25 protein-coding genes and 1 tRNA gene are annotated in these 24,044 nt (G+C 62.9%); 15 read left to right on the top strand and 11 right to left on the bottom strand.

Annotated features, from left to right (window positions below; genetic code table 11):
• Positions 1–117 precede the first annotated feature (117 nt).
• The 3 genes from HU720_RS18670 to HU720_RS18680 form a co-directional block, all read right to left on the bottom strand.
• Positions 118–408 (bottom strand): PA4642 family protein, encoded by a 291-nt coding sequence (locus HU720_RS18670; protein ID WP_186521586.1) that lies wholly within the window; start codon positions 406–408, stop codon positions 118–120.
• A 68-nt stretch (positions 409–476) separates the two neighbouring features.
• Entirely contained in the window at positions 477–947 is a 471-nt protein-coding gene (locus tag HU720_RS18675; RefSeq protein ID WP_186521587.1) for a hypothetical protein, read from the bottom strand.
• 102 nt (positions 948–1,049) lie between these two features.
• Complete coding sequence (locus HU720_RS18680) at positions 1,050–1,607, bottom strand: hypoxanthine-guanine phosphoribosyltransferase (protein ID WP_186521588.1); 558 nt, start codon at positions 1,605–1,607, stop codon at positions 1,050–1,052.
• Positions 1,608–1,768: 161 nt separating this feature from the next.
• On the opposite strand from HU720_RS18680, the gene upp reads away from it, so the two are divergent.
• Together upp and HU720_RS18690 are read left to right on the top strand one after the other, a co-directional pair.
• On the top strand, positions 1,769–2,407 hold the full coding sequence (upp, locus tag HU720_RS18685) for a uracil phosphoribosyltransferase (RefSeq protein WP_186521589.1): 639 nt from the start codon (positions 1,769–1,771) through the stop codon (positions 2,405–2,407).
• 2 nt (positions 2,408–2,409) lie between these two features.
• Positions 2,410–3,684, top strand: a complete 1,275-nt coding sequence (locus HU720_RS18690; protein ID WP_186521590.1) for a uracil-xanthine permease family protein — start codon at positions 2,410–2,412, stop codon at positions 3,682–3,684.
• Positions 3,685–3,817: 133 nt separating this feature from the next.
• Here the strand turns inward: HU720_RS18690 and hemH are convergent, their stop codons facing one another.
• Entirely contained in the window at positions 3,818–4,831 is a 1,014-nt protein-coding gene (gene hemH, locus HU720_RS18695) for a ferrochelatase (protein ID WP_186521591.1), read from the bottom strand.
• A gap of 13 nt (positions 4,832–4,844) precedes the next feature.
• A complete protein-coding gene (locus tag HU720_RS18700) occupies positions 4,845–5,750 on the bottom strand; it encodes a TIGR01777 family oxidoreductase (RefSeq protein WP_186521593.1) in 906 nt (301 codons plus the stop codon).
• Between the two features lie 189 nt (positions 5,751–5,939).
• On the opposite strand from HU720_RS18700, the gene HU720_RS18705 reads away from it, so the two are divergent.
• From HU720_RS18705 to HU720_RS18725, 5 genes are all read left to right on the top strand, one after another.
• Positions 5,940–6,926, top strand: coding sequence for an NAD(P)/FAD-dependent oxidoreductase (locus HU720_RS18705; protein ID WP_186521595.1), 987 nt, complete (start codon positions 5,940–5,942; stop codon positions 6,924–6,926).
• Positions 6,927–7,033: 107 nt separating this feature from the next.
• The gene (locus tag HU720_RS18710) at positions 7,034–8,002 is read left to right on the top strand and encodes a DUF523 and DUF1722 domain-containing protein (protein WP_186521597.1); all 969 of its coding nucleotides are present in this window, start codon (positions 7,034–7,036) and stop codon (positions 8,000–8,002) included.
• Complete coding sequence (locus HU720_RS18715) at positions 7,992–8,861, top strand: MerR family transcriptional regulator (RefSeq protein WP_186521599.1); 870 nt, start codon at positions 7,992–7,994, stop codon at positions 8,859–8,861. Before HU720_RS18710 ends, HU720_RS18715 begins: the two co-directional genes overlap by 11 nt.
• Before the next feature lie 19 nt (positions 8,862–8,880).
• On the top strand, positions 8,881–10,299 hold the full coding sequence (phrB, locus tag HU720_RS18720) for a deoxyribodipyrimidine photo-lyase (protein ID WP_186521600.1): 1,419 nt from the start codon (positions 8,881–8,883) through the stop codon (positions 10,297–10,299).
• 20 nt (positions 10,300–10,319) lie between these two features.
• Complete coding sequence (locus HU720_RS18725) at positions 10,320–11,015, top strand: SDR family NAD(P)-dependent oxidoreductase (RefSeq protein WP_186521601.1); 696 nt, start codon at positions 10,320–10,322, stop codon at positions 11,013–11,015.
• 322 nt (positions 11,016–11,337) lie between these two features.
• Here the strand turns inward: HU720_RS18725 and HU720_RS18730 are convergent, their stop codons facing one another.
• The 6 genes from HU720_RS18730 to hemA form a co-directional block, all read right to left on the bottom strand.
• On the bottom strand, positions 11,338–11,856 hold the full coding sequence (locus HU720_RS18730; RefSeq protein ID WP_186521602.1) for an acyloxyacyl hydrolase: 519 nt from the start codon (positions 11,854–11,856) through the stop codon (positions 11,338–11,340).
• Positions 11,857–11,964: 108 nt separating this feature from the next.
• On the bottom strand, positions 11,965–12,762 hold the full coding sequence (murI, locus tag HU720_RS18735) for a glutamate racemase (protein WP_186521603.1): 798 nt from the start codon (positions 12,760–12,762) through the stop codon (positions 11,965–11,967).
• Positions 12,755–13,510: a molybdopterin-synthase adenylyltransferase MoeB gene (locus HU720_RS18740; RefSeq protein ID WP_186521604.1), complete on the bottom strand. Its 756-nt coding sequence runs from the start codon at positions 13,508–13,510 to the stop codon at positions 12,755–12,757. Before HU720_RS18740 ends, murI begins: the two co-directional genes overlap by 8 nt.
• The gene (gene prmC, locus HU720_RS18745; protein WP_186521611.1) at positions 13,504–14,334 is read right to left on the bottom strand and encodes a peptide chain release factor N(5)-glutamine methyltransferase; all 831 of its coding nucleotides are present in this window, start codon (positions 14,332–14,334) and stop codon (positions 13,504–13,506) included. Before prmC ends, HU720_RS18740 begins: the two co-directional genes overlap by 7 nt.
• A 1-nt stretch (position 14,335) precedes the next feature.
• Complete coding sequence (prfA, locus tag HU720_RS18750) at positions 14,336–15,418, bottom strand: peptide chain release factor 1 (RefSeq protein WP_186521613.1); 1,083 nt, start codon at positions 15,416–15,418, stop codon at positions 14,336–14,338.
• A complete protein-coding gene (gene hemA, locus HU720_RS18755) occupies positions 15,415–16,692 on the bottom strand; it encodes a glutamyl-tRNA reductase (RefSeq protein ID WP_186521615.1) in 1,278 nt (425 codons plus the stop codon). Before hemA ends, prfA begins: the two co-directional genes overlap by 4 nt.
• A 249-nt stretch (positions 16,693–16,941) precedes the next feature.
• On the opposite strand from hemA, the gene HU720_RS18760 reads away from it, so the two are divergent.
• From HU720_RS18760 to ychF, 8 genes are all read left to right on the top strand, one after another.
• Positions 16,942–18,663 carry a tetratricopeptide repeat protein gene (locus HU720_RS18760; RefSeq protein ID WP_186521617.1) on the top strand — a complete coding sequence of 574 codons (1,722 nt, stop codon included), beginning with the start codon at positions 16,942–16,944 and terminating at the stop codon, positions 18,661–18,663.
• A gap of 3 nt (positions 18,664–18,666) precedes the next feature.
• Positions 18,667–19,284, top strand: coding sequence for a lipoprotein insertase outer membrane protein LolB (lolB, locus tag HU720_RS18765; protein ID WP_186521619.1), 618 nt, complete (start codon positions 18,667–18,669; stop codon positions 19,282–19,284).
• 4 nt (positions 19,285–19,288) lie between these two features.
• Positions 19,289–20,149 carry a 4-(cytidine 5'-diphospho)-2-C-methyl-D-erythritol kinase gene (gene ispE / locus HU720_RS18770; RefSeq protein WP_186521621.1) on the top strand — a complete coding sequence of 287 codons (861 nt, stop codon included), beginning with the start codon at positions 19,289–19,291 and terminating at the stop codon, positions 20,147–20,149.
• 20 nt (positions 20,150–20,169) lie between these two features.
• Positions 20,170–20,244 (top strand) — tRNA-Gln (locus HU720_RS18775).
• Positions 20,245–20,291: 47 nt separating this feature from the next.
• The gene (locus tag HU720_RS18780; protein WP_186521623.1) at positions 20,292–21,233 is read left to right on the top strand and encodes a ribose-phosphate pyrophosphokinase; all 942 of its coding nucleotides are present in this window, start codon (positions 20,292–20,294) and stop codon (positions 21,231–21,233) included.
• A 122-nt stretch (positions 21,234–21,355) separates the two neighbouring features.
• Positions 21,356–21,952 (top strand): 50S ribosomal protein L25/general stress protein Ctc, encoded by a 597-nt coding sequence (locus HU720_RS18785; RefSeq protein ID WP_186521625.1) that lies wholly within the window; start codon positions 21,356–21,358, stop codon positions 21,950–21,952.
• 79 nt (positions 21,953–22,031) lie between these two features.
• The gene (pth, locus tag HU720_RS18790; protein ID WP_186521627.1) at positions 22,032–22,616 is read left to right on the top strand and encodes an aminoacyl-tRNA hydrolase; all 585 of its coding nucleotides are present in this window, start codon (positions 22,032–22,034) and stop codon (positions 22,614–22,616) included.
• A 23-nt stretch (positions 22,617–22,639) separates the two neighbouring features.
• Positions 22,640–23,740 carry a redox-regulated ATPase YchF gene (gene ychF / locus HU720_RS18795; protein ID WP_186521629.1) on the top strand — a complete coding sequence of 367 codons (1,101 nt, stop codon included), beginning with the start codon at positions 22,640–22,642 and terminating at the stop codon, positions 23,738–23,740.
• Positions 23,741–24,044: the final 304 nt, after the last annotated feature.

Below are 24,044 nucleotides of genomic sequence, written 5' to 3' on the forward strand. Positions count from 1 at the left end.
AGCCCTGAAAACCCAAGGGGCTGCTGCGCAGCCCAACGCGGGGCAAGCCCGCTCGCCACAAGGAGATATGTCTGGCGGGAACAGGGTTGTACAAAACCATCAAACTGCTCAGGTCAATCAGCCGCGGGCCTTGTCGATGATCTCGATGTAGTCCGGCGCGGTGCGCTGGTCGGCGATCACTTCGGCGAAGGTCTTGCCGTGCTCATCCTTGCCATCGACATCGAAGCCCGCCTCGACGAAGAAGCCGACAAAGCGCTCGAAGTCGTCGATACGCAGCCCACGGTAGGCTTTGATCAGCTTGTGATGCGATGGCGAAGTCACGCCATCGGCTGGCTCGAATTGCAGAAACGCCTTGATGTAGTCGTCGCTGATTTCATCGCCAATTATTTGTTTCTTGTCTTTACGCATCGCCGGCTCCCACTGAATCATCACGGAATTTCGAAGGCCGGCAGTGTACCCCTCGCCCGCCTCGGGCCTCAACGCGTACGTACGGTGCCGGTGTGCAGGTCGGCCCAGATGTGGCCGTTGGGGTAGCTCAGAAACTGCACATACAGGGTTTCGTTGCGCAGCAGGTCCATGATTACCCGGTAGTCAGCCATGGGGTAGTTGAGCGTCAGGGTGCGCGTCTTGTCGTCGTAGACCGGCTTTTTCAGGCTCTTGCCACCCTCACCATCGAAGTTGAGCAACACCTGATTGATGGTGGCGCCCTTGTTCATCGGCTTGCCCTTCAGGCGCATCTGCAACGATGCGGTGATCGGGATCGGCTGCTGGTCGGACTGGCGCTGGGTGCCAACCACGACCGAATAGTCGGTGACTTGCAGCAGTTGCTGGGCGGTCGGTGCTTCCTGGCGCAACGACAGGTCATCAGCGGGCAGGAACTGGCTGTGCAGCGGGGCCGCAGAGAGTGGCAGGCTCAGCGCCAGCAGCAGAGGGAAAATCGCGCGCATGTGAGGCTCCTTGGCATGAGGAGGCACTCTAGCATGGTGGGTTTGCCGCTATAGGGCTGATTGCATGCCGCCGCCGGCGGTGGCGGCATGCGCGAGGCAGCGTTACAGGCCTTTGACGGCGAAGATGCCATTGGCGTTGCGCCAGTAGCCTTTGTAGTCCATCCCGTAGCCGAAGATATAACGGTCGATGCACGGCAGGCCGGCATAGTTGGCCTTCAGGCCCGGGCTGGCCTTGCGATCGTGGTCCTTGTCGATCAGCACTGCGGTGTGCACCGAACGGGCGCCGGCGTGCTTGCAGAACTCGATGATGGCGCTGAGGGTGTGGCCCTCGTCGAGAATGTCATCGACGATCAGCACGTCGCGGTCGATGAACGAAACCTCAGGCTTGGCCTTCCAGAACAGCTCGCCGCCGCTGGTCTGGTTGCGGTAGCGGGTAGCGTGCAGGTACGAGGCTTCGAGCGGGAACTGCAAATGCGTGAGCAGCTTGCCGGCGAAGATCAAGCCGCCGTTCATCACACAGAACACCACGGGGTTCTTGTCGTGAAGGTCGGCGCTGATCTGCTCGCCGACCTCGGCGATGGCCGCCTCGACCTGAGCTTCGGTGTAAAGGCAGTCAGCCTCGTGCATCACTTGACGGATGTGCTCTAGATCGGCGGACATGGCGCTCTCCAGGGGGTGCAGTTTGGAAAAGCGGGCAAAGGTACGCATCCGCTCGGCCCAGATCAAGCCTTTCTGGACTAACGTGCACAATGACTGCACGACAGCAAAGACTGAATAGATTAATCTAGCGCGGTTTTTTTGCCCGCCTTCCGGAGCCCCCCATGCCTATTCGTGAGATCCGCCATCCGCTGATCCGCCACAAGCTCGGCCTTATGCGCCGCGCCGATATCAGCACCAAGAATTTTCGCGAACTCGCCCAGGAAGTCGGCGCGCTGCTGACTTATGAAGCCACCCAGGACCTGCCGCTCGAAAACTACGAAATCGACGGCTGGTGCGGCAAGGTACAAGTCGAGAAAATCGCCGGCAAGAAGATCACCGTGGTGCCTATTCTGCGCGCCGGTATCGGCATGCTCGACGGCGTCCTCAGCCTGATCCCGGGTGCCAAGGTCAGCGCCGTCGGCGTGGCCCGCAACGAGGAAACCCTCGAAGCGCACACCTACCTGGAAAAGCTCGCCCCCGACATCAACCAGCGCCTGGCCCTGATCATCGACCCGATGCTGGCCACCGGCGCCTCTATGGTCGCCACCATCGACCTGCTGAAAAAAGCCGGCTGCAAGGAAATCCGCGCCATGGTGCTGGTCGCCGCCCCGGAAGGCATCGACGCGCTCACCCGGGCGCACCCGGACGTACAAATCTACACCGCGTCCATCGACCAGCGCCTGAACGAGCACGGCTACATCGTGCCGGGCCTGGGCGATGCGGGTGACAAGATCTTCGGCACCAAGCAGAAGGACGCCTGACCATGCAGGACGGCTTCAACGACCCGCTCTGGCGCCAGGTCGTTTCGGGCGCGCAGATGCTCTTCGTGGCATTTGGCGCGCTGGTGCTGATGCCGCTGATTACCGGCCTGGACCCCAACGTCGCCCTGTTCACCGCAGGCATCGGCACCTTGCTGTTCCAACTGGTCACCGGCCGTCAGGTCCCGGTATTCCTGGCGTCGAGCTTTGCCTTCATAACCCCGATCATTCTCGCCAAAGGCCAGTTCGGCCTGGCCGCGACCATGGGTGGGGTGATGGCCGCAGGCTTTGTCTACACCTTCATGGGTTTGATGGTGAAGATCAAAGGGACAGGCTTCATCGACCGCATGCTGCCGCCGGTGGTCATCGGCCCGGTCATCATCTCCATTGGCCTGGCCATGGCGCCGATTGCCGCCAACATGGCCATGGGCAAAGGTGCTGACGGCGCGGCGCTGATGCCGTACAAGACCGCCATGCTGATCTCCATGCCGGCCCTGCTGACCACCTTGGTGGTGGCGGTGTTCGGCAAAGGTATTTTCCGCCTGGTGCCGATCATCTCCGGGGTGCTGGTGGGCTTTGCCCTGTCGTTCGCCTTTGGCGTGGTCGACACTGCCAGGATCGCTGCAGCACCGTGGCTTGAACTGCCCAATTTCACTGCGCCCGAGTTCAACTGGCAGGCGATTCTGTTCATTGTTCCGGTGGCCCTGGCGCCGGCAATCGAGCACATCGGCGGGGTAATTGCGGTGGGCAGCGTGACCGGCCGTGACTACCTGAAAAAGCCTGGCCTGCATCGCACGCTGCTCGGTGATGGCCTGGCCACCACCGCAGCCGGCCTGTTCGGCGGCCCGCCCAACACCACCTATGCCGAAGTGACCGGCGCGGTGATGCTGACCAAGAACTACAACCCGAAGATCATGACCTGGGCGGCGGTGTTCGCCATCACCCTGGCGTTCATCGGCAAGTTCGGCGCCCTGTTGCAGAGCATCCCGGTGCCGGTGATGGGCGGCATCCTGTGCCTGCTGTTCGGCTCGATCGCAGCAGTGGGGATGAATACCATGATCCGCCACAAGATCGACCTGGCCGAGGCGCGCAACCTGGTGATCGTGTCGGTGACCTTGGTGTTCGGTATCGGTGGCGTGCTGATCGGCAGCGGCGACGGCCCGGACGACTGGGGCCTGAAAGGCATCGCGCTGTGCGCGGTAGTGGCCATTGCCCTGAACCTGGTGCTGCCTGGCAACGACAGCTGGAAGAACAACAAGCTGGACGACCAACTGCCTTGATGGCGTAACGCTGAATAACTGACTCCCGTTATGTGCCAGCCTGCACCAGCCTCATCGCAGGCCTGCACAAAACCACAGAACCTCCCACGCCGCCGCTGTTCTCACAAAGACCGCTTAGCCAGGTTGCCCGGTTTCAAACGTTTTCGCACATCCCCGCCAGCACCCGCACCCATTCTGGGTGATCGTTCAGGCAGGGCACCAGCACCAACTCCTGGCCGCCCGCTTCGATGAACTGCTCGCTACCGCGCATGCCGATCTCTTCGAGCGTCTCGATGCAGTCGGCAACGAACGCCGGGCACATTACCAGCAGCTTCTTCACCCCGGCCTTGCCCAGTTCGTCCAGGCGCGTCTCGGTATAGGGTTCGATCCACTTGTCACGCCCAAGGCGCGATTGGAACGACACCGACCACTTGCCATCCGGGATGCCCATTTTCTGCGCAAACGCCTTGGCGCTGGCCAGGCATTGGCCGCGATAGCACACCGCACGCACTTCGGCGCTGGCATCGGCGCAGCAGTCGGCGGCGCGCAGGTCGTGTTTTTCGCCGCGGATGAGCTTTTTCACATGGCGCTCAGGCAAGCCGTGGAAACTCAGCAACAGGTGGTCGAAACCCTGCTCCAGGTAGGGCCGCGCACTGGCGGCCAGGGCGTCGATGTATTCAGGGTGATCGTAGAACGGCTGCAGCAAGCGGGTCTGCAACGGCAGGTTGCGCTCGGCAATGGTCTGCCTGGCCTGCTCGACCACGGTGGTGACGGTGCTGTCGGCGAACTGCGGATACAGCGGCGCCAACGTCACCTGGCGCACGCCTTGGGCAGCCAGGCGCTCGAGAACCTCTGGCAGCGCCGGCTGGCCGTAGCGCATGGCAATTTCCACAGGCCCGTGGGGCCAGTGCGGCTGCATCGCGGCCTGGAGCCTGCGGGTCAACACCACCAGCGGCGAGCCTTCGTCCCACCAGATCGAGGCGTAGGCGTGGGCCGACTGCTCGGGGCGCTTGATCAGGATCAGCGATACCAGCAGGCGGCGCAGCGGCCAAGGCAGGTCGACGACGTACGGGTCCATCAGGAACTGGTTCAGGTAACTGCGCACATCGGCCACCGAAGTGGAGGCCGGCGAGCCCAGGTTGACCAGCAGCAGGGCGTGATCGGTCATGCAGCGTCCTATGTCAGAGGCGGCTGGACAAGTCGTCCAGGGCCGATTGCAAATCGTTGAAGCGGAAGGTGAAGCCTGCCGCCAGCAGCCGCTCGGGGCGCGCGCGCTGGCCACCCAGCAGCAGCGTCGACAACTCGCCGAGCCCAGCCTTGAGCAACAGCTTGGGCACCGGCAGGCAGGCGGGCCGATGCAACGCACGGCCCAGGCATTTGGCAAACTCGCGGTTGCGCACCGGCTCCGGCGCGCAGGCATTATAGGGACCGCTGGCGTCGTTGTGCTGCAACAGAAAATCAATCAGGGCGATCTGATCGTCGATGTGCACCCACGGCATCCACTGCCTGCCGTCGCCCAGCGGCCCGCCGAGGCCGAGTTTGTAGGGCAGGCGCAGGCGCGACAAAAAGCCGCCATCGGCTGCCAATACCAACCCGGTGCGCACCAGCACCACGCGAATGCCCAGCGCTTGGGCGCGGCTGGCGGTTTCTTCCCAGGCGATACACAACTGGCTGGCAAAATCTTCCTTGACCGGTGGCGAGGCCTCGGTCAATTCGCGCTCGCCGCCATCGCCGTACCAGCCCACAGCAGAGCCCGAAACCAGCACGGCCGGGCGCTGTTCCCGGCGCCCAAGCCAGCTCAGCAGTTGCTCGGTCAGGGTGATGCGGCTGGCCCACAGCAAGGTGCGCCGCGCGGCAGTCCAGTGCCGGTCGGCGATGGGCGCGCCGGCCAGGTTGACCACCGCATCCAAGGTGTCGTCATCGGCAATTTCGTCCAGACGCGCAATGCCGCGCACGTCGCTGCCGCAAAGCTTGGCGACCTGTTCGGGGTTGCGGCTCCAGACGGTCAGGCGATGGCCCTGCCCGCGCCACAATTGGCACAGGTGGCGGCCGATCAGCCCGGTACCGCCGGTCAGCAATATATGCATGGCTGTGTCCTCACAGTTGGCGGCCGTGGTCTATTTTTAAGATCAAGGCACTTTTTTGACCGAACGCTCTCGGATAAACCATAGGCGAACCTGCATTTATCGAGCGGAATAACCTTATACAGATTTTACGCATTGTACAGGTTTGCCGGGCAGCGTAGGCTGCACACAGCAAGGTTCGAAGAGGCCATCATGACTGTACCTATTGCCATCATCGGGGCCGGTATCGCCGGCCTGTCCGCCGCCCAGGCCCTGCAGAAGGCCGGGCATACCGTTCATTTGTTCGACAAAGGCCACGGCAGTGGCGGGCGCATGGCCAGCAAGCGTAGCGAAGCCGGCGCCCTGGACCTCGGCGCACAGTACTTTACCGCCCGCGACCGGCGCTTCGTCGAGCAAGTACAACAGTGGGTCGCTGCCGGCTGGGCCGAGCAGTGGAAACCACAGCTGTACAACTATCGCGACGGTGAGCTTACCCCTTCGCCAGACGAACAGGTACGTTGGGTTGGCGTGCCGCGCATGAGCGCCATCACCCGCGGCCTGCTCAATGACGTGACGGTCAACTTCGGCTGCCGTATCGCCGAGGTGTTTCGCGGCAAGCAGTATTGGCACCTGCAGGACACCGACGGCACCAGCCATGGCCCGTTCAGCCGGGTGGTGATTGCGGTGCCGGCACCTCAGGCCACACAACTGCTGGCTGCCACCCCCAAGCTTGCGGCGGTAGCAGCAGGCGTGCAAATGGAACCCACCTGGGCGATCGCGCTGGCGTTCGAGACCCCATTGCAGACCCCGATGCAGGGCTGCTTCGTGCAAGACAGCCCGCTTGACTGGCTGGCACGCAACCGCAGCAAGCCCGGTCGCGACGAGCAACTCGACACCTGGGTGCTGCATGCCACCTCCAACTGGAGCCGGCAGCATCTGGACCTCTCCAAGGAAGAGGTGATCGAGCAACTGGGCGGCGAATTCGCCGAGCTGATCGGCTGCGTGGTGCCTACTCCAGCCTTCACCATCGCCCACCGCTGGCTGTATGCGCGGCCGGCCGGCAATCATGAATGGGGCGCCCTGGCTGACGCCGACCAGGGCTTGTACGCCTGCGGTGACTGGTGCCTGTCAGGCCGGGTGGAGGGCGCCTGGCTAAGCGGCCAGGAGGCCGCGCGGCGTCTACTGGAGCACATGGAGTAAACGCGGGCCCGCTTGTACAAAAATTATTGTTTGTATAAGTTTGGTTTTGTGCTGGAATAGGCTTGTACAGCAAATGAATTTTGTACAAGCCTATTTCGGAGGGCGCAATGAACCTATCCCCAGCACGCCGCAAGCCACGCCTGGCCATCAGTGCCTGCCTGACCGGCATGGACGTGCGTTTCAATGCCGGCCACAAGAACTCCGAGCTCTGCCATGAACTGCTCGGCGAGCACTTCGACTGGGTGCCCGTCTGCCCGGAAGTGGCCATTGGCCTGGGCATCCCTCGCGAACCGATCCGCCTGGTAGGCGACCCCGAAAACCCCACCGTAACCGGCACCCGCGACGCCAGCGCCGACTTTACCGCCCCGCTGCGCGCCTATGGCGAGCGTATGGCTGACGAACTCGGCGACATCTGCGGCTATGTGTTCATGCAAAAATCCCCCTCCTGCGGCCTGGAGCGGGTCAAGGTTTATCAAGACAACGGCTACCCTGCCGCACAAGGCGCACGCGGTGCCTATGCCCAGGCGTTCTGCGCCAGCCGCCCGGACCTGCCGGTCGAAGAAGAAGGCCGCTTGCACGACCCGGTACTGCGCGAAAACTTCATCAGCCGGGTGTACGCCTACGCCGACTGGCAGCAATTGCTGCGCGAGGGCTTGAGCCGCGGGGCGCTGGTGCGCTTTCATTCGCGCTACAAGTACCTGTTGATGGCGCACAATCCGCAGGCCTATCGCAGTATCGGCAAGCTGCTGGGCAGCATGACCCGCGACGATGACCCGCAGCAGATCGGCACGCGCTACTTCAGCCAGCTGATGCAGGCCCTGCGCCGCTGCGCCAGCCGTGGCACCCATGGCAATGTGCTGCAGCACTTGAGCGGTTATCTGCGCGACGGCCTAGGTCAGGCCGACAAAGCCGAACTCAAGCAGGTGATCAATCAGTACCAACACGGCATAGTGCCACTGGTGGTGCCAATGACGCTGCTCAAGCATCATCTGCGTCATCACCCCGACCCTTACTTGATGCAGCAGGCCTACCTGCAGCCTCACCCCGAGAACCTTGGACTACGTAATGCAATCTGATGAACTGCTGCCCATTGGCGAGGTGGCCCGCCTTACCGGTGTAAACCCCGTCACCCTGCGCGCCTGGGAGCGCCGTTATGGCCTGATCAAGCCCCAGCGCACCGCCAAGGGCCATCGACTGTATCCACAAGACCAGGTCGAGCGCGTGCAGGCAGCGCTGCGCTGGCTGGAACGTGGCGCGGCCATCAGCAAGGTGCGCGAGTTGCTGGACAACGCCAGCGACACAACCACCGAAGTCGAAGGCGAATGGGGCGAGCGCATCACCCAGTTGATCGACGCCATTGGCCGCCTGGCACAGCGCCCGCTCGACCAGTTGCTGAACCAGGCGATGGCGTTGTACCCGGCAGTCACCGTGTGCGAACACTTGCTGATGCCGTTGCTCGACACGCTGTCGCGGCGCTGGCAGTCGCATTTTGACGCACGCCTGGAACAGGCGTTCTTCCACACCTGGCTGCGCAGCAAGCTCGGCGCCCGCGTGTACCACGACAGCCACTCGTTGCCCGGCCCTTGTGTGCTGTTGGCACGCACCGACGACGCGCCGTTCGATGCCGAGTTCTGGCTGTGTGCCTGGCTGCTGAGCAGCAACGGCCAGCCGCTGGAAATTCTGGAATGGCCGGTTGAGCCGCGCCAATTGCGCCAGGCGGTGGAGCTGCTACAGCCGCGCGCGCTGCTGTTGCACTTGGGCCGGCGCCCAGACCTTGCCGCCTGGACCCGCAGCCTTGCCGACATCCCGACGCGCAAGCTGCTTGGCGGCTCGACGCTGAGCCTGCACCAGGCCGAGTTGCAGAATATGGCCCTGCCCGACACCCAGCTGTTCGACAGCCCTCAGGCGGCCCTGCGCTGCCTTCAGCACCCCTGACCCCAAGGCTCGCCTCCCCATGCAATTGATCTGGCTGCGCAGCGACCTGCGCGTCGACGACAACACCGCCCTTGCCGCCGCCTGCCAGCGTGGCCCGACCATTGCCCTGTGGGTCGCCAGCCCCGGCCAATGGCAGGCCCATGATGATGCGCCATGCAAGGTCGATTTCTGGCTGCGCAACCTGCGCGCGCTGCAGGCCGCGCTACAGGCGCTGAACATTCCATTGCTGGTTCGCCATACCGACACCTGGGCGCAAGTGCCGCAAACCGTGGTCGACGTATGCCGTGAGCACCAGGTGGAGGCCGTGCACTGGAATGACGAGTACGGCGTCAACGAAACCCTGCGCGACCAGGCCACCGCCGCGCAGCTCGACGCCTGCGGCATTGGCCACCACGGCTACCTCGACCAGTTGTTGTTCAAGCCCGGCAGCATCCTTACCCGCACCGGCCAGTATTTTCAGGTGTTCGGCCAATTCAAGCGGGTGTGCCTGGAGCACCTGCACCGCAGCCTGCCTGCCTACGCCCATAGCCCGCAGCAGCAAGCGCAGCTGGCCATCGCCAGTGATCCGATCCCCGACCACATCGAAGGTTTCGAAGGCACCACCGAGGCGCAGCGTGAGCATTGGCCAGCCGGCGAGCAGGAAGCCCAGCGGCGCTTGGCGCAGTTTGTCGATGAGCGCATCGAAGACTACGTGCAACAGCGCGATCTGCCGGCCACGGCCGGGACCAGTGAGCTTTCGGCGTACCTGGCCGCAGGCGTGATCTCCCCGCGCCAGTGCCTGCACGCGGCGCTGGCCAGCAACCGCGGCGAATTCGACAGTGGCAACGCCGGGGTGCAAACGTGGGTCAGCGAACTGCTTTGGCGCGAGTTCTACAAACACATCCTGGTGGGTTATCCACAGGTCTCGCGCCACCGTGCGTTCCGCGAGCACACCGAAGCGCTGCCGTGGCGCAATGCACCGGACGACCTGCAAGCCTGGAAAGAGGGCCGCACCGGCTTCCCGCTGATCGACGCCGCCATGCGCCAGTTGCTGCACACCGGCTGGATGCACAACCGGCTGCGCATGATCGTGGCGATGTTCCTCAGCAAGAACCTGCTGATCGACTGGCGCGAAGGCGAGCGGCACTTCATGCGGCATTTGATCGACGGCGACCTGGCCGCCAACAACGGCGGTTGGCAGTGGAGCGCCTCGACGGGCACCGACTCGGTACCTTACTTCCGCATCTTCAACCCCGTAACGCAGTCGCAGCGCTTCGATCCGAAGGGAGCTTTCATTCGGCACTGGTTGCCCGAATTGCAGGGCATAAGTGACAAAATGATTCACCTCCCGGTGAAATCTGCCGATCTTTTTGCTACAACACGCTACTTAAGTCCAATAGTCGATCTTGGCAGCAGTCGTCAGCGGGCACTGCAAGCGTTCAAAGGCTTGTCCGGCTGACAGTAATAGAGGACAAGACCTTGTTTGATAGTCGCCGTTTATGGATTACGGGGGCAACCAACGGATTGGGTTTGGCATTGGTGCATCAGGCGCTCGAAAACGGGCATCTGGTGGCCGCCAGCGGCAAGGAAATCCGCCCGCTTGAAACACTTCAACTCCAGTACTCGAGCCGCTTTCTGAGCCTGGCCGGGGGGCTGCAAGCCGCCGAGCCTGGCTTGGTTCTGCAGCAAGCCTGGGGAGCGCTGGACACGCTACTGGTCAACGCCGGCGGTTGTGATCACATGGCTGATGATCCCCCCCAGAGTCAGCTTTTCGAAGCCATCGCGCTCAGCAATTTCGAGGCCTGCAAACAGAGCCTGGCTCAAGCACTGCCGTTGCTGGCCAAAGGCGAGCGCCCGCAGGTAATGGTGGTGCTCAGCCGCCATAGCGCACAGCAACTGTCACACCCTACCCAGCCAGCCTCAGCCAGCAACAGTTTGACGCACTGGCTGCATGAGCAGCGCAGTGCGCTGAAGCAGCTTGGCATCGACCTGACCATCGTGGCGCCACAGCCGCTGCATAGCCCCCTGCCCTTGGCGATACCCGAAGACTGGACCGCCGAGCAGGCAGCCGCGCAGCTGTTGGAGCGTCTGCAAATGCGGCAGGCGGAGTTGGTGCTGGAAGTGCTCCGCCCGGACCAGCTTTGGCCGCTGCCGCAGCAGGCCAGCTCCACGTAAGCTCCTTTGCGGGGAATTCCATGGTTTTGCGCCAGCCTGCACCGGCCTCATCTCAGGCTGGCGCCAGCTCTCATAGAACAAACGCTAACTGACTGATTTACATCGAAACGTGGGAGCGGGCTTGCCCCGCGATAGCGATAGCACTGCCAACATCGCATCGCGGGGCCCAGTTCTCTGCGCGACAGCGCAGCCCGGAAGGGCTGGGTGATCTCCCACAGGAATTGAGCCAGGCACCCATGTAGCAATAGCAGCTGTCGCGTTCCCTGTGGGAGCTGGCGCCAGCCTGCGATGAGGCCGGTGCAGGCGGCTAAAACCACAAGCCTTACAGCGGCATACGGTAGTGCAGCGCGTAACTCTCGACGCCATCGTTAGGCTGCTTGATGCCGGCGTTGGAGTAGTGAATCGCCCGCACGCCAATCTCCTGCCCGCCCGCAAAGCGCAAGCCGAAACCGATGCGGTCCTCGAACTGGAACGACGACCCCAGCTCGTTGCTCTCAAGCTGGGTACTGGAAAACGCCGCAACCCCGATACCCGCCTCGATATACGGTTTGACCGAGTCCCCGGCAAACTCGTAGACGAACACCGGCGCAAACGAAAGGCTGTGGTTGCTGGCAGTCTCGTCGCCATCCCAATACGTATAGGCCCCATCCCAATAGCCGGTCACACGCCCGACACTGGTCTGCCACCAACTGGCGTCCCAGTTCGATTGCAGCCCCAACCGGTAGACCATGGTGGAGTCACCGGTCTGGCCCACCGACAGCGAAACATCCGCCGCCTGAGCCGTTATGACCTGCCCTAGTGAAAGCGCGGCAAAGGCCGCCAAAGTGCACAGCTTGTTCATTGGAAACACCCTTCATTGCGCTGTTGTTGTCAGTGCTGGCCTGCCATGCAGGCTGAAGGATAGAAACCAGCGGTGGAACGATAGTTCCAACGAATTTTCACGCTTTTTTTACATTTCGAAGCGTTGCACGCCGCGGGATTGGTGCCACAGCAGTGGCAGCACTTTTTTCAGCATGGCGGGGTCGCCACTACTCCAGAACCGCGTGCCCTGCGCCGGGCCTTCAGCGAGCAGTTCACGGGCGCCAAGCAGGCGTTGCAGTTGGCGGGCCACGGCGGCGCCGGTATCGATGATGGCGACATCGCCAGGCACCAGCTCGGCCAGTAGCGGGCGCAGGAAGGGGTAGTGGGTGCAGCCCAGAATCAAGGTGTCACAACCGGCTGCCAGCAGGGGCTGAACGTAACCTGCCAGCAAGTGGCGCAGGGCCGGGCTCGCCAGGTCGCCACGCTCGATGCACTCCACCAGGCCCGGGCAGGGCTGGGTGATCACCTGCACGTCATTGGCAAAACGGTCGAGCAAGGCGGCGAACTTGGCGCTCTGCAACGTACCGGTGGTGGCCAGCACGCCGACCACGCCAGAGCGGGTCGCGGCGGCTGCAGGCTTTACCGCAGGCTCCATGCCTACCAGCGGCCAGTCCGGGTAGAGTTCGCGCAGGTCAGCCACCGCTGCCACTGTTGCGGTGTTGCAGGCCAGCACCATCGCCTTGGCACCTTGCTCATGGAAAAACCCGGCGATGTGGCGCAGGCGCTGGCGAATGTAGTCTGGGGATTTCTCGCCGTAGGGTACATGCCCGCTGTCGGCCACATAGAGCAACGATTCGTTGGGCAGCAAGCGCTGGATTTCGGCCAGCACCGACAACCCGCCAACGCCCGAATCCATCACGCCCACTGGCGCCGAGGCTTCAGCCATGGCGGCTGGCGCACACGGCGCAGGCGGGGTCGCGCTTGACCCGCAACTCGCGCATGCGCGTGCTGAGGGCATCGATCAACAGCAAGCGCCCGACCAGCGGCTCGCCAAAACCTGCCAACAGCTTTATGGCTTCGAGCGCCTGCAGGCTACCCACCAGGCCAACCAACGGGCCGAGTACGCCAGCCTCGCTGCAGGTCAGCTCGGCCTCGCTGCCATGGCCGTACAGGCAGTGGTAGCAAGGGCTGTTGTCACGGCGGGTGTCGAACACCGAAAGCTGGCCTTCGAGGCGGATCGCCGCGCCGCTGACCAACGGCTTGCCAGCGTCGACGCAGGCAGCATTGACCGCTTCGCGGGTAGTGAAGTTGTCCGAGCAGTCCAGCACCACATCCACCGCCGCCACGGCGGCAGCGAGGGTGTCGTCATCCAGCGCCTGGCGGTGGGCCACAAGGGCGACTTCGGGGTTGATCGCCTGCAAGCGCTGGATGGCCGAATCGACCTTGCTCATACCAACGCTTGCGCTGTCATGAATGACCTGGCGTTGCAGGTTGGTCAGGTCGACCGTGTCGAAGTCGGCCAGATGCAGCGCGCCCACCCCAGCGGCGGCCAGGTACAGCGCCACCGGCGAGCCAAGCCCGCCGAGGCCGACCACCAGAGCCTTGGCCTGTTTGAGTTTCAGCTGGCCGTCGATATCGACCTGCGACAGCAGGATCTGCCGGCTGTAGCGCAGCAGCTCCTGGTCGCTCAGCATGGGCGGCGCCCCAGGCTGATGCGTTCATGGCCGCCAAGGTCAATGCGGCTGGCAACGTCGTTGAAGCCGCTGGCCACCAGCAACTCGCGCACGGCAGCGGCCTGGTCGTAACCATGCTCGAGCAGCAGCCAGCCACCGGGCAGCAGATGCTGCGGCGCTTGGGCGACGATGACGCGCAGGTCATCCAGGCCGTCTTCGCCAGCTACCAGGGCGCTGCTGGGCTCGAAACGCACGTCGCCTTCGACCAGGTGCGGGTCGGCCGCGCGAATGTACGGGGGGTTGCTCAGAATCAGGTCAAAACACTCACCGGCCAGCGCCGCAAACCAGTGGCTGCCAAGCACCTGCACATTATCCAGCCCGAGGCGCTGGCGATTGCGCTCGGCCAGGGCCACGGCCTCGTCGATGCGGTCCACGGCGGTGACCTGCCAGGCCGGGCATTCGTTGGCCAGGGCCAGGGCGATGGCGCCCGTGCCGGTGCCAAGGTCAAGCACCCGTGCAGGCTTGGCCGGCAGCAGTTCGAGTGCGGTTTCAACCAGCAGCTCGGTGTCCGGGCGCGGGATCAAGGTGTGCGGTGCCACTTCCAGGTCGAGCTTCCAGAAGCCCTGCTGGCCGAGGATATACGCCACCGGCTCGCCCGCGCGGCGGCGCGCCAGAAACGCCGAATAGGTCTCGGCCGCCTCGCTGCTGACGATGCGCTCGGGCCAGGTATGCAGGTAACTGCGCGACTTGCCCAAGGCGGCTGCCAGCAGCAGCTCGGCGTCCAGGCGCTCGCTTGGCGATTCAGGCAACTGCGCATTGCGCAGCAGGCTGGCGATGATGGTCATGTCAGTCCCCCAGGGCGGCCAACTGATCGGCCTGGTATTCGGCCAGCAGCGGTTCGATTACCGCATCCACGCCACCGGCGAGCACCTCATCCAGGCAATAGAGCGTGAGGTTGATGCGGTGGTCGGTAACCCGGCCCTGTGGATAATTGTAGGTGCGGATGCGCTCGGAGCGATCACCGGACCCCACCAGCAACTTGCGCTCGCTGGCGATGGCGCTTTGCGCAGCGCTGGTCTGGATGTCGTTGAGTTTGGCCGACAGCCAGGACATGGCGCGGGCACGGTTCTTGTGCTGCGAACGCTCTTCCTGGCACTCCACCACGATACCGGTCGGCAAGTGGGTAATGCGGATTGCCGAGTCGGTCTTGTTGATATGCTGACCACCGGCACCCGATGCGCGGTAGGTATCCACACGCAGGTCGGACGGGTTGATCTCGATGGCGACCTGCTCGTCAGGTTCGGCCAGCACCGCCACGGTACACGCCGAGGTGTGGATGCGGCCCTGCGATTCGGTCTCGGGCACACGCTGGACGCGGTGGGCGCCGGACTCGAACTTGAGCTTGCCGTACACGCTGTCGCCTTCGACGCGGGCAATGATTTCCTTGTAGCCGCCGTGCTCGCCCTCGTTTTCCGAGAGGATCTCCAGGCGCCAGCCGCGTTTTTCGGCATAGCGCGAGTACATGCGGAACAGGTCACCGGAGAAGATCGCCGCCTCGTCGCCGCCCGTACCTGCACGGATTTCAAGGAACACGTTACGCCCGTCATTGGGGTCCTTGGGCAGCAGCATGCGTTGCAGTTGCGACTCAAGGCCCACCAGTTGCTCCTTGGCGTCGCGCACCTCGTCGACGGCCATCTCGCGCATATCGGGGTCGGCGTCCTTGAGCAGCGCCTGGGCGCCCTCCAGGTCGTCCTGCACCTTGCGCCACTCTTTATAGGCGGCGACTACCGGCTCGACTTCGGCGTATTCGCGGGAATAGGCGCGAAAGCGGGTCTGGTCGGAAATGACTTCGGCATCACCCAGCAGCGCGGTGAGTTCCTCGAAGCGGTCCTGGAGGGTATCCAGTTTGTTCAGCAGCGACGCTTTCATTGCGGGGTTTTGTCCGTCGAGCCCTCGTGGAGGGCAAACAGCTCCTGGGCCATGGCCAGCGCATCGACGCGGCCTTCGGCTGAGAGCTTTTTCAGCTGCACGCTGGGGGCGTGCAGCAGCTTGTTGGTCAGGCCCCGGGCCAGTTGCATGAGCACGTCCTCGGGGTTGCTGCCATTGCCCAGCGAACGCAGGGCCTTTTGCAGTTCTTCGTCGCGCAGACGCTCGCTTTGCTGGCGATAAGCCTTGAGCACATCGACCGCCGCCAGCTCGCGCAGGCGCACCATGAAATCGTCGGCGCCGGCCGAGACCAGCTCTTCGGCAGCTTGCGCGGCGCCCTGGCGGCTCTTGAGGTTCTCGGCGACGACTTCGTGCAGGTCGTCGACGGTGTACAGGTAAACGTCGTCGAGCTCGCCGACCTGCGGCTCGATATCCCGCGGCACGGCGATGTCGACCATGAAGATCGGCTTGTGCCGGCGCTGCTTCAGCGCGCTTTCCACCGCGCCCTTGCCCAGAATCGGCAACTGGCTGGCGGTGGAACTGATGACGATGTCGCTGTGCACCAGCTCCTGGGGGATTTCCGACAGCAATACGGCGTGGGCGCCGAACTGCTCGGCGAGCATGCTGGCGCGCTCAAGGGTGCGGTTGGCCACGACAATGCGGCGCACGCCCTGCTCGTGCAGGTGGCGGGCAACCAGGGTGATGGTTTCGCCAGCACCGATCAGCAACGCCTGGCTGCGCCCCAGGTCAGAGAATATCTGCTTGGCCAGGCTCACGGCGGCGAACGCCACCGACACCGGGTTCTCGCCGATGGCGGTATCGGTGCGCACCTGCTTGGCAGCGCTGAACGTCGCCTGGAACAGGCGCCCGAGCAGCGGCCCGACAGTGCCAGCCTCGCGGGCAACGGCGTAGGCCGACTTCATCTGGCCGAGGATCTGCGGCTCGCCAAGCACCAGCGAGTCGAGCCCGGAGGCGACCCGCATCATGTGTTTGACCGCCTCGTGCTCCTCGTGGATGTAGGCGCTGGCGCGCAGCTCCTCGAGGCTGAGCTGGTGATAGTCAGCCAGCCACTGCAGCACCGCATCGGCGCCGAGCTGGTCCTGCTCTATATATAGCTCGCTGCGGTTGCAGGTGGACAGGATCGCAGCCTCGCGGCTGGCGGTCAGTCGGCAGAGCTGCTGCAGGGCGTCGACCAGTTGCTCTGGGGTAAACGCCACGCGCTCGCGTACGTCTACCGAGGCAGTCTTATGGTTGATACCAAGTGCAAGAAAGGCCATGCAAGATCGCTGGTGGGGACGTGAAGCCGATAATTGTCCTACTTCGCAGGTTCCAGAACAACCACCGTTCGCTATTGTCGTGATACCGAGTGGCCAGCAACCCCATGAAGGATGGTTTCAGCCCCCGTCGATACAGGAACCTCCCCCTGCCAAAAAGGTCGCATTCAACCACACGCTGCGTGGGTGGGTTTGCCTCCACGCTTGTGTCATCATGCTCCGACCGCCGGTTTAAGCCCTCAAAAGCCTTCTATGAACAAATCCTACGCATTGCTGCTTACCCTCGCCCTGCTTCAAGGCTGCCAGAGCCTGGCGCCGAAGACGGACGCCCAGTCGCCCGCTGCCGACGCCGGCAAGCACGCAGACAAGCCCATGGAGTACGGATCGTTCAAGCAGGACACGCTCTACAGCCTGTTGGTTGCCGAGCTGGCCGGCCAGCGCAACCGCTTCGATATCGCCCTGGCCAACTACGCAGACCAGGCCGAAAAAACCCAGGACCCTGGTGTTTCCGAGCGCGCCTACCGCATTGCCGAGTACCTGGGCGCCGACGAGCCGGCCCTGGACACCGCGCTCATCTGGGCACGCAACGACCCACAGAACCTCGACGCCCAGCGCGCCGCAGCCATCCAGCTGGCCCGCGCCGGGCGCTACGACGATTCCATGGCCTACATGGAAAAGGTCCTGCAAGGCCAGGGCGACACGCATTTCGACTTCCTCGCCCTGTCGGCGGCCGAAACCGACCAGAGCACCCGCGACGGCTTGATGCAGAGCTTCGATCGCCTGCTGGTCAAGTACCCCGAGAACAGCCAACTGGTGTTCGGCAAGGCGCTGCTGCTCAACCAGGACGAAAAGCCGCAACAGGCGCTCGACCTGCTTGAAGCGCACCCGCCGCAAAATGGCGAAATCGCCCCGGTGCTGCTGCGCGCGCGCCTGCTGCAAACCCTGAACCGTGGCCCCGAGGCCCTGCCGCTGCTGCGCGGCGCCATCCGCGACAACCCCGATGACAAGCGCCTGCGCCTGACCTACGCGCGCACCCTGGTTGAGCAGGACCGCATCGACGACGCCAAGGCCGAGTTCGAAAGCCTGCTGCAGCAGTACCCCGAAGACGACGAAATCCGCTATTCGCTAGCCCTGGTGTGCCTGGAAACCAAGCACTGGGATGAAGCCGAAGGTTATCTGCAAGAGCTGGTCGAGCGCGACGCCAACGTCGATGCCGCGCACTTCAACCTGGGCCGCCTGCGCGAAGAGCGCGGCTTGCCCGCTGCCGCCCTGCGTGAATACGCGCTGGTCGGCACCGGCCCGGATTACCTGCCTGCGCAACTGCGCCAGGCCGACATTCTGATTGCCAATGGCCGCAGTTCCGAAGCCTCGCGCCTGCTTGCCGAAGCCCGCGAAGCGCAGCCCGACTACGCCATCCAGTTGTACCTGATCGAGGCAGAAAGCCTGGGTAACAATGGCAAGGAAGATGAGGCCGATCTGCTGCTGCAACAGGCAACCAAACGCTACCCGGACGACCTGAACCTGCTCTATACCCGCGCCATGCTCGCCGAAAAACGCGACGATTTGCCGCAAATGGAAAAAGACCTGCGCGCGATCATCACCCGCGAGCCAGAAAACGCCATGGCGCTCAACGCCCTGGGTTACACCCTGGCCGACCGCACCAGCCGTTACGCCGAAGCCAAGGCATTGATCGACAAGGCGTACCAGCTGACCCCGGATGACCCTGCCGTGCTCGACAGCCTGGGCTGGGTCAACTACCGCATGGGCAAGCTCGATGAAGCCGAGCGCCTGCTGCGCCAGGCGTTCGAGCGTTTCCCTGACCACGAAGTGGCATCCCACCTGGGCGAAGTTCTGTGGGCCAACGGCAAGCGCCGCGAAGCCCGGCAGATCTGGGCCAAGGGTTTCGAAGCCCAGCCTGACAGCCCCATCCTGCGCAAGACCCTGTTGCGCCTGACCGGATCCGAGAGCCTGTAAACCATGCTGCTGCGTCATTGCATTACCCTCACCCTCATCGCCCTGCTGGCCGGTTGTGCAGGCTTGGGCAACAAAGAAGCCGTTCGCGGCCAGGGCAACGCGCAACAATGGCGCGAGCACAAACAGCAATTGAGCACCCTCGACGGCTGGCAGATCAGCGGCAAGGTCGGTATCCGTGCCCCGCGCGATTCCGGCAGCGGCACGCTGTTCTGGCTGCAACGCCAGGACTACTACGACATCCGCCTGGCCGGCCCGCTTGGCCGTGGCGCCGCCCGCCTGACCGGCCGCCCCGGTGGCGTGACCCTGGAAGTGGCCAACCAAGGCACCTTCGAAGCGGCCGACCCAGAAGCGCTGCTTGAAGAACAACTTGGCTGGCGCCTGCCGATTTCGCACCTGGTGTGGTGGGTGCGCGGCCTGCCCGCCCCGGACACCAAGAGCCAGTTGACCCTGGACGGCGACAGCCGCCTGGCCGCACTGACCCAGGACGGCTGGCAAGTGGAATACCTGAGCTACACCGAGCAAAACGGCTACTGGCTGCCCGAGCGGCTGAAGCTGCACGGCGAAAACATCGACGTGACCCTGGTGGTCAAGGACTGGCAGCCCCGCCAGCTGGGGCACTGACTCCATGCACACACTGGTACTGCCGGCCCCGGCCAAGCTCAACCTGTGGTTGCACATCACCGGCCGGCGCGCCGACGGTTACCACGAGCTGGAAACGGTGTTCCAGTTTCTCGACCATGGCGACGAGCTGAGCTACGCGCTGCGCGAAGACGGGCAGATCTGCCTGCACAGCGACATTCAAGGCGTCCCCCACGACAGCAACCTGATCGTGCGCGCCGCGCGCCTGCTACAGGCGCAATCGGGCACCAGCCTGGGGGCTGATATCTGGCTGCACAAGGTACTGCCCATGGGCGGCGGCATCGGCGGTGGCAGCTCGGACGCTGCCACCACGCTGCTGGGCCTGGCGCATTTATGGCAGCTCGACTGGGATGAAGACCGCCTGGCAGCCTTGGGCCTGGCCCTTGGCGCCGATGTACCGGTGTTCGTGCGCGGCCACGCAGCTTTCGCCCAAGGCGTGGGCGAGCAACTGACTCCGGTCGATCCTGCCGAGCCATGGTATGTGGTGCTGGTCCCGCAAGTGTCTGTCAGCACAGCGGAAATTTTTTCGCATCCAGAGTTGACACGTGATTCCCTCCCCCTTAAGATGCGCCCCGTTCCCGAGGGAAACAGTCGAAATGACTGCCAACCGGTAGTAGAGCAACGGTATCCAGAAGTTCGCAATGCGCTGAATTCTCTGGGTAAATACACCGAAGCACGAATGACCGGAACTGGAAGTTGCGTGTTTGGGGCCTTCCCAAGCAAAGCCGAAGCTGATAAAGTTCTGGCCCTTCTTTCAGCGACCCAAGCAGGGTTTGTGGCAAAAGGAAGCAATATTTCGATGTTGCATCGCAAGCTGCAAAGTCTGATCAAGAAGTCGAGCTCATAAGAGTTCGCAGCAACAGATACAGGGGCGTCGCCAAGCGGTAAGGCAGCAGGTTTTGATCCTGCCATGCGTTGGTTCGAATCCAGCCGCCCCTGCCATTTTCCTATACTCATCCAGGTATACCCTCAGCCTTCAGGTACTGCGCGTGTCCAAGATGATGGTCTTTACGGGGAACGCTAACCCCGATCTGGCTCGGCGTGTCGTACGTCAGCTGCATATCCCTCTCGGTGACGTCTCTGTCGGTAAGTTCTCCGACGGCGAAATCAGCACTGAGATCAATGAAAATGTCCGCGGTAAAGACGTATTCATTATTCAGCCGACCTGCGCCCCGACCAACGATAACCTGATGGAACTGGTAGTGATGGCCGACGCCTTCCGCCGCTCCTCAGCATCCCGAATCACCGCCGTGATTCCCTACTTCGGATACGCCCGCCAGGACCGCCGTCCGCGTTCGGCACGTGTAGCCATCAGCGCCAAAGTTGTCGCTGACATGCTCACTGTCGTGGGTATCGACCGTGTTCTCACCGTCGACCTGCACGCTGACCAGATCCAGGGTTTCTTCGATATTCCTGTCGACAACATCTACGGCTCGCCCGTACTGGTCGACGATATCGAAGACCAGCGTTTCGAGAACCTGATGATCGTCTCCCCGGACATCGGTGGCGTTGTGCGTGCACGCGCCGTTGCCAAGTCCCTGGGTGTCGATCTCGGGATCATCGACAAACGCCGCGAGAAGGCTAACCACTCCGAGGTTATGCACATCATCGGCGACGTCGAAGGGCGCACTTGCATCCTGGTAGACGACATGGTCGACACCGCCGGCACCCTGTGCCATGCGGCCAAAGCCTTGAAAGAACACGGCGCTGCCAAGGTTTACGCCTACTGCACGCACCCTGTTCTGTCGGGCCGCGCGATCGAGAACATCGAGAAGTCGGTACTGGACGAACTGGTGGTGACCAACACCATCCCGCTGTCCGCCGCTGCTCAAGCCTGTGACCGTATCCGCCAGTTGGATATCGCACCGGTTGTCGCTGAAGCGATGCGTCGCATCAGCAATGAAGAATCGATCAGTGCGATGTTCCGCTAAGCGGACCACGTGTTGATATGAAGCGCCCCGCCCCGGCACCTGTTGCCGGGGCGGGGCTTTTTTGCCATCCCCGTCCGGCGCTGGTCGCAAACGCCCTCGGGGGGCTATTTTGGAGAAACAAAATGACTGATTTTACCCTGAACGCCCAAGCGCGTACTGACCTGGGGAAAGGTGCGAGCCGCCGCCTGCGTCACTCGCTGAACGTGCCTGCCGTTGTTTACGGTGGCAACAAAGACGCCCAGTCCGTGACCATTCTGGCCAAGGAACTCGCCAAACTGTTCGAAAACGAAGCTGCCTACAGCCACGTTATCGAGCTGAACGTTGACGGCACCAAGCAAAACGTCATCGTCAAGGCTATGCAGCGTCACCCAGCCAAGCAGTTCATCATGCACGCCGACTTCATTCGCGTCGTTGCTGGCCAGAAACTGACCGCTCAGGTTCCAGTTCACTTCGTCGGCGAAGAAGCCCCGATCAAGAAAGGCGGCGAGATCTCGCACGTTGAAGCTCAGATCGAAGTTTCCTGCGAAGCCAAAGACCTGCCTGAGTTCATCGAAGTCGACCTGTCCAAGGCCGAAATCGGCACCATCATCCACCTGTCGGACCTCAAAGCGCCTAAAGGCGTAGAGTTCGTCGCTCTGGCCCACGGTGATGACAAGGCTGTTGCCAACGTTCACGCTCCACGCGTTGCACCAGAAGCAGAAGAAGGCGCTGCCGAGTAATCCACTCGCACGCCGGCGTTGACCGGGTTACAGTGCCGCGCGCCCTGTAACCCACCAACTCCAAGGAAGAGCCCCTGACGTGACCGCCATCCAGTTGATCGTTGGCCTGGGTAACCCCGGCCCCGAATACGAACAGACCCGGCATAACGCAGGGGCTCTTTTCGTTGAGCGCATTGCCAGCGCCCAGCGCGTCTGCTTGACCGCTGATCGCAAGTATTTCGGCCTGACGGCAAAATTCAGCCATCAAGGCAACGATGTTCGTCTGTTGATCCCCACCACCTACATGAACCGCAGCGGCCAGTCCGTCGCGGCATTGGCGAATTTCTTCCGGATCAAACCGGACGCCATTCTGGTGGCCCACGACGAACTCGACCTGCCCCCCGGCGTCGCCAAGCTCAAGAAGGGCGGCGGCCATGGCGGGCATAACGGCCTGCGCGACATCATCGCGCAGCTCGGCAACCAGAACGACTTCCACCGCCTGCGGCTTGGCATTGGCCACCCGGGCGACGCCAAACTGGTCTCCAACTTCGTCCTGGGCCGCGCGCCGCGCGCCGAGCAGGAGAAGCTCGACGCCAGCATCGATTTTGCCCTCGGCGTGCTGCCGGATGTGCTCGCTGGCGATTTCGCCAAGGCGATGCGCGAGCTGCACAGCCAGAAGGCCTGACCACTCTACCGAGGGGAATTCCCATGGGTTTCAACTGCGGCATCGTCGGCCTGCCCAACGTCGGCAAGTCCACCCTCTTCAACGCCCTGACCAAGTCCGGCATTGCGGCGGAGAACTTCCCCTTCTGCACCATCGAGCCGAACAGCGGCATCGTGCCGATGCCCGACGCCCGCCTGGCGGCGCTGGCCGAGATCGTCAAACCAAACCGCATCCTGCCGACCACCATGGAGTTCGTCGACATTGCGGGCCTGGTTGCCGGTGCATCCAAAGGTGAAGGCCTGGGCAACAAGTTTTTGGCCAACATCCGTGAAACCGACGCCATCGCCCACGTGGTGCGCTGCTTCGAAGACGAGAACGTGATCCACGTCTCCAACAGTGTCGACCCCAAGCGCGACATCGAGATCATCGACCTCGAACTGATCTTCGCCGACCTGGACAGCTGCGAGAAGCAACTGCAGAAAGTCACCCGCAACGCCAAAGGCGGCGATAAAGACGCCCTGGCGCAAAAGGCCATTCTGGAAAAGCTGATCCCGCACTTCACCGAAGGCAAGCCTGCGCGCAGCCTGATGAAGCACATGGCTGAGGACGAAAAAGCCGTCATCCGTGGCTTCCACCTGCTGACCAGCAAGCCGGTCATGTACATCGCCAACGTCGCCGAAGACGGCTTTGATAACAACCCGCACCTGGACGTGGTCAAGGCCATTGCCGAAGAAGAAGGCGCGGTGGTTGTACCGGTGTGCAACAAGATCGAAGCCGAGATCGCCGAGCTGGACGACGGTGAAGAGAAGGACATGTTCCTTGAGGCCCTGGGCCTGGAAGAGCCTGGCCTGAACCGCGTAATCCGCGCTGGCTACGAGCTGCTGAACCTGCAGACCTACTTCACTGCCGGCGTTCAGGAAGTCCGCGCCTGGACCGTGCGCATCGGTGCCACCGCACCGCAGGCCGCTGGCGTGATCCACACCGACTTCGAAAAAGGCTTCATCCGCGCCGAAGTGGTGGCCTATGACGACTTCATCCAGTTCAAGGGTGAGAGCGGCGCCAAGGAAGCCGGTAAATGGCGCCTGGAAGGCAAGGAATACATCGTCAAAGATGGCGACGTGATGCACTTCCGCTTCAACGTCTAAGCGCAAGAAACCTGGCGTAAGCTCAAACCCCTTGAGGTCATACCTCAAGGGGTTTTTTGTGGCCAGTTGTTCTGCAGTACCTGTGGGAGCGGGCTTGCCCCGCGATTGCGTTGGGCGGCACACCTGCTTGATCGATTTCGGCTTCAGGGTAATTTGCTCTCGGGAGGGCTCCATCGCAGGCTATCGCCAGCTCCCACAGGTATTCACTGACTTCTAGTTCATGGGGGCCCTGTGGGAGATTCTATGGTTTCGGGCAAGTCGCTTTTGATTGTGTAGGAGCGGCCTTGTGTCGCGAAAGGGCTGC

The organism is Pseudomonas sp. SWRI51, assembly GCF_014268825.1.
GTDB classification, from domain to species: Bacteria; Pseudomonadota; Gammaproteobacteria; order Pseudomonadales; family Pseudomonadaceae; genus Aquipseudomonas; species Aquipseudomonas farsensis.